Source organism: Dellaglioa sp. CoH-55-MRSF-7 (assembly GCF_056782235.1).
The window spans coordinates 1-250 of sequence record NZ_JBXAYI010000205.1 but is presented as its reverse complement, the minus strand read 5'-3'; the positions used below and the strand labels follow the sequence as shown (position 1 = coordinate 250).

Below are 250 nucleotides of genomic sequence, written 5' to 3'. Positions count from 1 at the left end.
GGTGCACGGAACGATCTCAAGATTTCGTGCCACACCCGAGGCCTCAATCTCACTCATCCGGCGTCGAGCTACCTTCGGGTCTTGCGCAGAGCCGCATACAGTACGCAAATGTACCTGCTTACGATCGAACAAGTCACTCGACTGACAGGCCACATCTCCAACGATCAGGTAGTTGAAGCGGAAGTCACGGTAGTTGGTGCCTTGGAAACGGTTGCCCTGCGAATCAGTTCCATCGTACTCGTTGCGGATC

At 54.8% G+C, this 250-nt stretch carries 1 protein-coding gene; it reads right to left on the bottom strand.

Annotated elements, in window-relative coordinates; translation table 11 throughout:
- On the bottom strand, positions 1–250 hold a 250-nt coding region (locus AC1RPU_RS08405; protein WP_481769715.1), incomplete at both ends, for a hypothetical protein.